An 8954-nucleotide genomic window follows, 5' to 3' on the forward strand; every position below is an offset into this window, starting at 1 on the left:
GAGATGTGTATAAGAGACAGGTCAAATTCAACAAATCTTGAGCGGTAGCGTCCTCACCTCAATTTTCGCTGGTCTGTTTTCGCTCCTCAATCTGGGATTGCTCGTCTATTACAACAGCAGCCTAGCCCTACTCGCGATCGTCATTGCCCTCATTTACATAGTCATTACACTGGTTTCCGGCGTGCTCACCCTGCGGAAAATGCGTCCGCTCTCCGAGCAGGAGGGCATTCTCCTGGGGATGATGGTGCAAATGATTAACGGGGTACCCAAACTCCGCGTTGCTGGCGCAGAAGCCCGTGCCTTTGCTTACTGGGGCAAAGAGTATCGCCAACAACTCCACCTGACGCTCGGCACCCAGCAGATCGAAGATGTGTTGGCAGCCATTAATAGCGTCCTACCCCCACTTACCAATGTCCTGATTTTCTGCGCTGCCACTCAAATGCTCCAACAGCAAGACAGTAACTTTTCCCTGGGCAGCTTCTTTTCCTTTAATGCGGCATTTGGCAGCTTCATTAGCGGCGCAGCCAGTCTCAGCAAAACCATTGTCGATAGTTTGGGGGTTATTCCCTTATGGGAACGGGCACAGCCCATTCTGGATGCCGCTCCTGAAGTCGATCGGCACCAGCGAGATCCCGGTAAACTCTCCGGTCAGTTGGCGATCGAAAGCGTTAATTTCCGTTATCAGCCAGCAGGTCAACTCATTCTCCAAGATGTCAGTCTCCATGCGGAACCGGGCGAATTTATTGCAATTGTCGGGCCGTCTGGAAGTGGTAAATCAACACTATTACGCTTACTCTTGGGGTTCGAGCAGCCGGAATCCGGTAGAGTTGTCTATGATGGTCGAGATTTAGCTGGGCTAGACGTACATAGCGTGCGGCGACAGCTTGGTGTTGTCTTACAAAATGGACGGTTAAACTCTGCATCCATTTTTGACAACATCGTCGGCAATTCTCTCACCACCTTAGAAGAAGCCTGGGAAGCAGCAGCGCGGGCTGGATTGGCCGCAGATATTCAAGCCATGCCGATGGGAATGCACACGGTAGTCAGTGAAGGAGGTGCTAATCTATCTGGCGGGCAGCGTCAGCGATTGCAGATCGCTCGCGCCCTAGCACTCAAACCCAAAATTCTCCTCTTCGATGAAGCGACCAGTGCTTTGGATAATCAGACTCAAGCGATGGTGAGCGCAAGTTTAGGTTTGCTGAACGTGACCCGAATTGCGATCGCCCATCGTCTGAGTACCATTCGCAACGCCGATCGCATTTATGTCCTCGATCGTGGCCGCATCGTCCAATCAGGCAATTTTACGGAACTGGCTCATCAGCAAGGACTATTCGCTCGACTAATCGATCGACAAACTGCTTAATTGACTGTTTTCCTCGATCCTAAATAGGCGTTGTGACGGAATACGCCCAAAAACCTACAAGATGAGGTTGCAACCCTTGCTCTGAGACAAATTCAAAATCTGCAATTTGGGCGGTCTTGACTTAAAATTTCAATGAAATAGTGAATGTAAAAGATGTCTCACCACCTGCCAAGAAAACAACCTCAAGGCGTGTCGGACAGCGCAATCCACAACGAGATCCAGTTGGCTGAGATTGTTGCGGGTGAACTATTTTTATAGGAGGTACTTATGCTTGTGAAGCATAACCTGGCGTAGACAGCCATTTTATGGGTAAAGTGACAACATCGCATGGCAAAATAGTAGAAGATTACCGATTTTTCGATCGGTAATCTTCTACTATTTGTAAGATTGAATTTAGCTAGCTACCAACCATCGCCGCAGCCGCCGTGGTGTGCATATAATGTTCTACCAACGAAATTAGTGCGATCGCAACCGATTCGCCGTCAGCGGCATTTACGAGCACGATCGGCGGTTGTTGGGTAAAATCTTTATAAACCAACGCCAGGGGGGTTTTCCCCCCGCCGATTCATAAAATTCATAATCCGCCGTGCGTGATGAAACTCACTGGGACGGTGAGCGGCAATCAACAATACGTAAGCATGAGCGCGCTCGATTAAGATTTCCCACATAAAGTCAAACCGAGTTTGACCGGGAGTCCCATAAATATGTAATGCCATCTCTTCCCCAAATTGAAGAGTTCCAAAATCCATGGCAACAGTGGTATTTTGTTTGAGATCTGCGACCTCATCTGTCGCGCGTCTGTCGGTGTCAACAACTTCGATCTCACTCACAGAGCGAATAAAGGTGGTTTTACCCGCCCCTACCGTACCTGTGACAACTAGATTCATAATTTCCATGATTTGTCTAACCCTTTTTCTTCAGAAAGCCCATTAAATTACTCAGAAACGAAGCCGAGACCGGAACGGTCGCGTTCCCACCCCCCACGCAGACAGGGGTTGGAGTTTCCACATCTTGGTTGCGATCGGGTTGAATCGGCTCGGCACAAACTTCTTGTACTAACCCGATCGAACTTAAGCGAAAGCCGATTTGTTGGACTGTAGTGCTATCTAATCCTAATTTTTGAGCAATTTTAGAAATCGACAACTCTCCCAAACATAAGTTCCAGACTTTAAATTCTTGGCTATCGAGTCGCAAGCCATTTGGTTCGGAGGATAGTCGTTGCAGTGCAGATTCTGGATCGGGTAATTTGGCACTCAAACCGCGCCAATCCTTTAACATTCTCATGCCTAGTAATGCAACTTCTTTGGCATTCAAGCTCAATCCAGTCATCTCAGCATAACTCAAAGGTGCTTGCGGATCGAACTTAAATCGTCCGTGATGGATTTCAAATAACTTGCAGGCAGTAGCGACGACTTGCGAGTTAAACATTAATGTTAACTGCTCGGTATTAATCAGATTGACAGATTTGAGATAGGTGCCCAATGGTTGACGGAGTAGATGCATCTGAGTTTCTATTTGAGCGGCCTTTTCTGGCTTCAGCCACCGTCGTTGCTCCATCATTTTGAGCAAGCCTCGATCCTGGATGCCACTGCTGTTGGCGACAGACATAATTCGCCCGCCTTGAAATGAGAGGTAATAAGTATCGCTGAGCGATCGGATCGCTCCACGCTCTGGTTCGATCGAGAGTAAGCCTGATTTATTACCTTCTTGCACGAAATGGAAGATTTCGGCTAAGGAATATTCTGATAAATAGCCAGCTAAGGACATTTATATCTCCAACTTAAATAATTAATAACAGCAAATATCTATGATTTAAAAAATATAGAACACTACTAAAAGAAGTATACCCATTTGCCTTATGGCAAATATCGATTCTATACCAATTAATTAAATTTAAATTGGACGAGCGTCACAACGCGATGGCGATTTTTATCTGTTTAGTAAAGGCTGCGTATTTATACCGATCTAAATCATCGATTTATCTATAATATTTTTCGTCCATACCCTCAAACCCCCCAAATTTGGAGGGTCTGCGATCTGGGCGGAGTGGCATAAACACCAGCACGACAAATTAAATTAACTTGCCGTAAGTGTTGGTAGATATGGTGTAGGTAGATATAGCGATAACTAGTTTAGTGCAGCTTTAATTTCGGTAACTGCGCGTTTGATATCTAGCATCAAGAGTCCTTGCTTAGCAGACTGATTTGCCAAAACTAAAAAGACAGCATCTTCGCCACAACCGATGAGAATGCCATAACCATCAGCACCTTCGACCATGATTTTTTCAACATTACCACGGGATAATTCTTTACCAATGCGTTCGCCGAGGGAGAGCATTGCCGCAGACATCGCCGAAGTCCGTTCTTCATCCATTGCACCAGGTAGGCTAGATGCTAATGGTAAGCCATCGTGGGATACCAAGGCTGCACCTTGCACATCCGCAGTACCCGAAACAAAATTCTGTAAAATGCCGCCGATTTTACTTGCGCCCATAATATCCTCTAAGTAATTAATGTAGTTAGGTTGATAATTTAATCCCGATCGATCTTGACTAGAGAGACGTAAATTCAAATACGTCGTGAGTACCACCACGCAAGACGGATTCGGTATGAATCCCGCGTAGTTTTCTACCAGTGACTTCGCTCAAGGCACCCCAAACTGCACCCATGGTGAAAGTACATTTGCGATCGGAACCTTGAGGTTCGCCCGCAGAGCAGACAGTTTCCGAGCAATAAACTTTGATAACATCGCCTTCTTCGACAATTTTATCGACAGCAGTCAGGTGAGTACCATTAGCACCGATTGCTTCATTTAATTTAGCTGCAATGACACTTAAATCTTGGGTAGCACCGGATAAACCCAATTCTTTAGCTAAATTTTTACCGCGTTCGCGGCCAGCAGAAATCAAGGCGATCGCTGTCGCTTTTTCGCCGAGAGCTTCTTCCATACCAGTAATAACTGCTTTGAAACAAACAATGCTACTAAATTGACCTAAAGTTGGGCGACTAGCAAGTGTATCTGACATATTCAATAAATCCGTTTGAGATGATAGATAATCGATCGAATCTGCTAGGTCTGAGTACCTAGATTTACCGCATGGCAACCAGTTAGCGGAATAACATTCGGTTATTTCAAACTAGCCCTCACATTACTATTCCCAGTTAACAACCGTTTCTAACATCGATCTGCAAGTTTTTTTCAGATACGGTTACTTAACGATCTTGGCAGATCGGACAAGCTATAAAAGCCATGCAGTGCCCGAATTAAAGTGATGAAAAAACTATGAAATTTAGGCGATCGTTGTAAATTTATGCTAGTTAGATTCGCTACTACAAATGAGCGTCAAAAGTCATAATTTGCGATAAATATAGTTACGATCGTAGTGCTAAACTTTCAAAGAGTTAGCTCACATCTTTGATTTTTTGAGAGGGGGTAACGGGGAGCGAAAAGTGCGCGATCGAGGTTTCCCCTGTCTTGTCTTGTCTTGTCTTGTCTTGTCTTGATGCATCAAACGGGAGGTTTCCTCCCGTTTAATGCGTCGCTGTCACGCTCTCTCGGTCGGGAAACCCAACCGAGGTGTGCAGCAAGTGAAGTATCTTTTCAAGACAAGATTGATGTTAGTTAAATGAGTGCCAACTTACAGCAAATTCCATTCAAATGAACCACAAGGGTAGGGTGTGTTATCGCGCAGCGTAACGCACCATCTGGGATTCGAGTGTGGCAGATTAGATCGCAAACTGCTGTAATTGAGACGATCGACTACCCCTTTTTCTTGAGGAATCCCACGAGTTTGCTCAAAAAGGAGGCAGACACAGGCGCAATTGCGACCGGAGTGTCCACTGCACTTTGTTGTGGCAGCGCAATTGCTGGTGCTGAGATTTCTCGGATTAAATCGATCGCACACAGCCGGAAACTAATCTGTCGCACTCGATCGATCTCTAACCCCAATCTTGCGGCGATATCGGCGATCGAGATTTCACCTACAGCCAGTTGCCAGACTTTAGATTCTTGAGTATCCAGTCGCAAATCTGGCGGTGTGTCACAAATTCGTTGGAGTGTAGATTCGGGAGCGGGCAATTTAGCCGTTAAACTACTCCAATCTCGGAGCATTCTCAGTCCCCACAAGCACACCTCTTGGGCTGTCAGGCTAATTCCAGTCATTTCAGCATAACTTAATGGGGCTTGCGAATCGAAGTTAAACCGCCCGTAATGAGTTTCTCCAAACAGTTTGCAGATATTAGCAACTACTTGTGAGTCAAAGAGCAACCGCAGTTGCTCGGCATCGAGCGAGTTGCAAGCTTTGAGATAAGTACCTAATGGTTGTCGGAGTTTGTTAACCTCAAGCGATAACCTGGCAATCTGCTCTGGAGTAAGCCAGCGTCTTTGCTCCATCATCTTGAGTAAGCCGCGATCCTCCAATCCATGTCCGTAATTTACAGACACGATCCTTCCGGTTTGGAACCAGATGTAATAAGAATTGTCCACAGAGCGGCTAAAGCACCGATCTGATTCGATCGATAACAATCCCGTTTTACTATCTTCGCGGACTAAATTAAAAATTTCGGGCAGAGAATAGTCTGATAAATAGCCAGTTAGGGACATTTAGATATCTCCAATATCGCTCAGAGCGAGTAAATATTTAGCTGATACAAAGACAGGTTCCAGCTTGCACTCGCTGAGGACTAATTGGTGGGTGCAGGCTGGCAATAACTTCTAACTCGATCGTCTTCTCCACTTATAACTCGATCGATAGCAATTGGTGCGATCTAGATTACTCGACAGTTGTGAATTCAAACACATCGTGAGTACCACCGCGTAAGACCGATTCGGTATGAATGCCACGTAACTTTTTACCCGTAATTTCACTGAGTGCGCCCCAAATAGCACCCATCGTAAAAGTACATTTGCGATCGGAACCTTGAGGTTCGCCAGCAGTACAGACGGTTTCCGAGCAATACACCCGAATCACATCACCTGCTTGGGCGATTTTATCGACAGCCGTTAAACGAGTACCCTCACTCCCAACTGCCCGATTTAACAGCTCGGCAATAGTAATAAAATCCTCACTAGAGTTGGATAAGCCCAGATCTTTAACTAAGTTTTTACCCCGCGTGCGCCCAGCCGCAATCAACGCGATCGCGGTGGCTTTTTCGCCCAGAGCTTCTTCCATGCCAGTAATTACTGATTTGAAGCAAACAATACTAATAAAGTCCCCTAATTGGGGACGGCTGGCGATCGGATTTGACATATTATTAAGTTGGTTAGGATTGTCGATCTAAATACAAAACTGCTCGATCTCACACCAGAGATATGTCCTGAGTTTGGCCATGGGGCTGCTGACGATCGGTCGTGTTTCGATCGTCTCTGCGCTAGTATTCCCACTGGCAGACAATTTGCTAACAACAACCTCAACAATTAGCTCTCGGCGTTGCTGGATTAAGGTATAATTCTCAGTTTTTACAGCAAAATTATTCCTCTTCTCCCCGCTCCCCGCTGTCTTGATGCGCTTAACCGTCTGGAAACCAGACGAGCGCGCATCGCTCCCCGCTCTCCTCTCCATCTCTTTCATACCCAGATCCAGCAACGCCTAGCTCTCTTTAGACATGGCGTCGCTCTGGCAGATCTCCTGTCCAGATTGCGATCGAATTGACATCTCCTAATCTCGAATCCTCAGTTATTATAGAATTGTAAAGTTTTATCCCTTCAGGTATAAATGGAATTCCTATCATTAGAGACAATCCAGGAACTGGCAACTCAATACGGATATCTCGCTGTCTTCGTAGGCATTCTGTTAGAAAATTTGGGGATTCCATTGCCTGGTGAAACCATCACGATTGTGGGTGGTTTTTTGGCTGGGAGTGGCGAACTCAATTATTGGCTCGTCTTGGCATGTGCGGCGATGGGAGCTTTCTTGGGCGGTATCTGTGGCTACTTCGTCGGTAAGTCTGGTGGCTGGAAACTAATCGTTGCTGGCGCAAAACTCTTCCGCGTCCAGGAGATTCAGTTGGAAGAGATGAAGACCAAATTTAGTGACAATGCTGTTAAAGCCGTCTTCTTCGGTCGATTTATTGCCATTCTGCGGATCTTTTCGAGTCCAATGGCAGGTGTAGTTGAGATGCCTTTTGGTAAGTTTTTGGCTGTCAATTTGGCTGGTGCTGTGACTTGGGCGAGCGTAATGACGACACTCGCCTTTGTTGTTGGCAAGGTAGTCTCGCTCGAACAGTTGCTAGAGTGGGTGAGTAAGTTCGCTATCTTAGCTCTGTTAATCGCGATCGGGTTTATTACTATCCCGCTCTGGCTGGAATCTCGGAGTATCAAGTCGGGAGAAGGCGAGTAGATAAGGGTGGGGAGTTGGGAGTTGGGAGTTGGAAATTGGGATTGGTGGGGAGTGTGAATTTTGGATTGAAAATTGGGTGTTGCTGGTTTGAGGCACGATCTCTGCTCGTGCAACATAATTATTTCTCTTCCCCGCTCCTAACTCCCAACTCCCAACTCCCCGCTCCCAACTCCCAACTCTACCTGTAAAATTGACATGAAGATCGCAACTGAATATCTATGAACTGTCATCAATGTGGGGGCACGATCGCTCTAACCGATCGCTTTTGTGAAGAATGCGGGGCAAGTCTGACGACGAACCCCAGTCCCCAGTCGATCGACAGTAGTTGTCAGAAATGCGGTGCGTCACCGAGCAAAATCGACAGCGACAGATATTGCATAGAATGCGGATTTCGTCAAGTAGCAATCTCGAACGATCTCGTCGAACTCGCTCTTGCCACCAATTTTGCAGGAGCTAGCGATCGCGGACGCAGACACCATCAAAATGAAGATGCGATCGCCCTCAAAATCCTCGCCCCCGATACATATATTTTTGTCCTCTGCGACGGCGTATCTAGCTCCCAACATCCCGAACTGGCCTCTAGAGCTGCCGTAAATGCCTGTATTGAAGCGATCGAACTTGCCCTCTGTCGCGATCTAGCGCAGCCAGATACAGCCATTGAAATTGGTGTCAATGCCGCACTCCAAGCTGTTGCGACAATCCCGATCGATCCGACATCAGAGATCGATCCCTCCTCCACGACGATCGTTACCGCGATCGTCCGCGACCAGATCGCCACAATTGGCTGGTTGGGCGACAGTCGCGCCTACTGGCTCGCGCCCGAAAAATCCCTCCAGCTCACGCAAGATGACTCCTGGATGCGCGATGCGATCGAGTCGGGTATGTATACCCCCGCCGAAGCCGAAGCATCCCCCTACGCTCATGCGATCGTCCGCTGGCTCGGTGCCGACACCGCCGATGATGGTGTGCCCAATCTCACAACTTTTACCATCCCTAGCAACAGTTATTTACTCCTGTGTACCGATGGCTTGTGGAATTACGCCCCAGATTCCGCATACCTTTACCATACGCTCAAACAATCGCCAGCATCCGATCCGCTCTCGATCGTCCGTCACCTCATCGGCTATGCCAATCAACAAGGCGGTCAAGATAATATTACCGTGGCTGTTCTGGCGATCGATTAAATGAATTGAGAATTGAGAATTGCGGATGCAATCACGTCGTTGAGTGTGTTGGGTTTCTATCCCCTATCCC

The 8954-nt window shown here is 47.0% G+C and carries 8 protein-coding genes and 2 pseudogenes; 3 read left to right on the forward strand and 7 right to left on the reverse strand.

The genetic code is table 11. The features are described 5' to 3' along the window. Nucleotides 1–22: 22 nt before the first annotated feature. Nucleotides 23–1363, forward strand: a pseudogene (locus C7B77_RS16420) (ATP-binding cassette domain-containing protein); the annotation flags it as partial. Between the two features lie 397 nt (nucleotides 1364–1760). On the opposite strand, the pseudogene C7B77_RS16425 reads toward C7B77_RS16420, so the two are convergent. The 7 genes and pseudogenes from C7B77_RS16425 to C7B77_RS16455 all read right to left on the reverse strand — a co-directional run bounded on the left by C7B77_RS16425 (nucleotide 1761) and on the right by C7B77_RS16455 (nucleotide 6932). Then, a pseudogene (locus C7B77_RS16425) lies at nucleotides 1761–2259 on the reverse strand (GTP-binding protein). Nucleotides 2260–2266: 7 nt separating this feature from the next. Next, on the reverse strand, nucleotides 2267–3130 hold the full coding sequence (locus C7B77_RS16430) for a DUF4388 domain-containing protein (RefSeq protein ID WP_106307002.1): 864 nt from the start codon (nucleotides 3128–3130) through the stop codon (nucleotides 2267–2269). A 360-nt stretch (nucleotides 3131–3490) separates the two neighbouring features. Beyond that, nucleotides 3491–3856, reverse strand: coding sequence for a roadblock/LC7 domain-containing protein (locus C7B77_RS16435; RefSeq protein WP_106307021.1), 366 nt, complete (start codon nucleotides 3854–3856; stop codon nucleotides 3491–3493). 58 nt (nucleotides 3857–3914) lie between these two features. Next, on the reverse strand, nucleotides 3915–4388 hold the full coding sequence (locus C7B77_RS16440) for a hydrocarbon-binding protein (protein ID WP_106307005.1): 474 nt from the start codon (nucleotides 4386–4388) through the stop codon (nucleotides 3915–3917). A gap of 734 nt (nucleotides 4389–5122) precedes the next feature. Next, complete coding sequence (locus tag C7B77_RS16445) at nucleotides 5123–5965, reverse strand: DUF4388 domain-containing protein (protein WP_106307008.1); 843 nt, start codon at nucleotides 5963–5965, stop codon at nucleotides 5123–5125. 169 nt (nucleotides 5966–6134) lie between these two features. Then, nucleotides 6135–6611, reverse strand: a complete 477-nt coding sequence (locus tag C7B77_RS16450) for a hydrocarbon-binding protein (RefSeq protein WP_106307011.1) — start codon at nucleotides 6609–6611, stop codon at nucleotides 6135–6137. Between the two features lie 27 nt (nucleotides 6612–6638). Next, the gene (locus tag C7B77_RS16455; RefSeq protein ID WP_106307013.1) at nucleotides 6639–6932 is read right to left on the reverse strand and encodes a hypothetical protein; all 294 of its coding nucleotides are present in this window, start codon (nucleotides 6930–6932) and stop codon (nucleotides 6639–6641) included. Between the two features lie 144 nt (nucleotides 6933–7076). Here C7B77_RS16455 and C7B77_RS16460 point away from each other — a divergent pair, with 144 nt between their 5' ends. Together C7B77_RS16460 and C7B77_RS16465 are read left to right on the forward strand one after the other, a co-directional pair. Next, complete coding sequence (locus C7B77_RS16460; RefSeq protein WP_106307015.1) at nucleotides 7077–7700, forward strand: DedA family protein; 624 nt, start codon at nucleotides 7077–7079, stop codon at nucleotides 7698–7700. 218 nt (nucleotides 7701–7918) lie between these two features. Continuing rightward, a complete protein-coding gene (locus C7B77_RS16465) occupies nucleotides 7919–8884 on the forward strand; it encodes a PP2C family protein-serine/threonine phosphatase (protein ID WP_106307018.1) in 966 nt (321 codons plus the stop codon). Nucleotides 8885–8954: the final 70 nt, after the last annotated feature.

Source organism: Chamaesiphon polymorphus CCALA 037 (assembly GCF_003003845.1).
Lineage (GTDB): Bacteria > Cyanobacteriota > Cyanobacteriia > Cyanobacteriales > Chamaesiphonaceae > Chamaesiphon > Chamaesiphon polymorphus.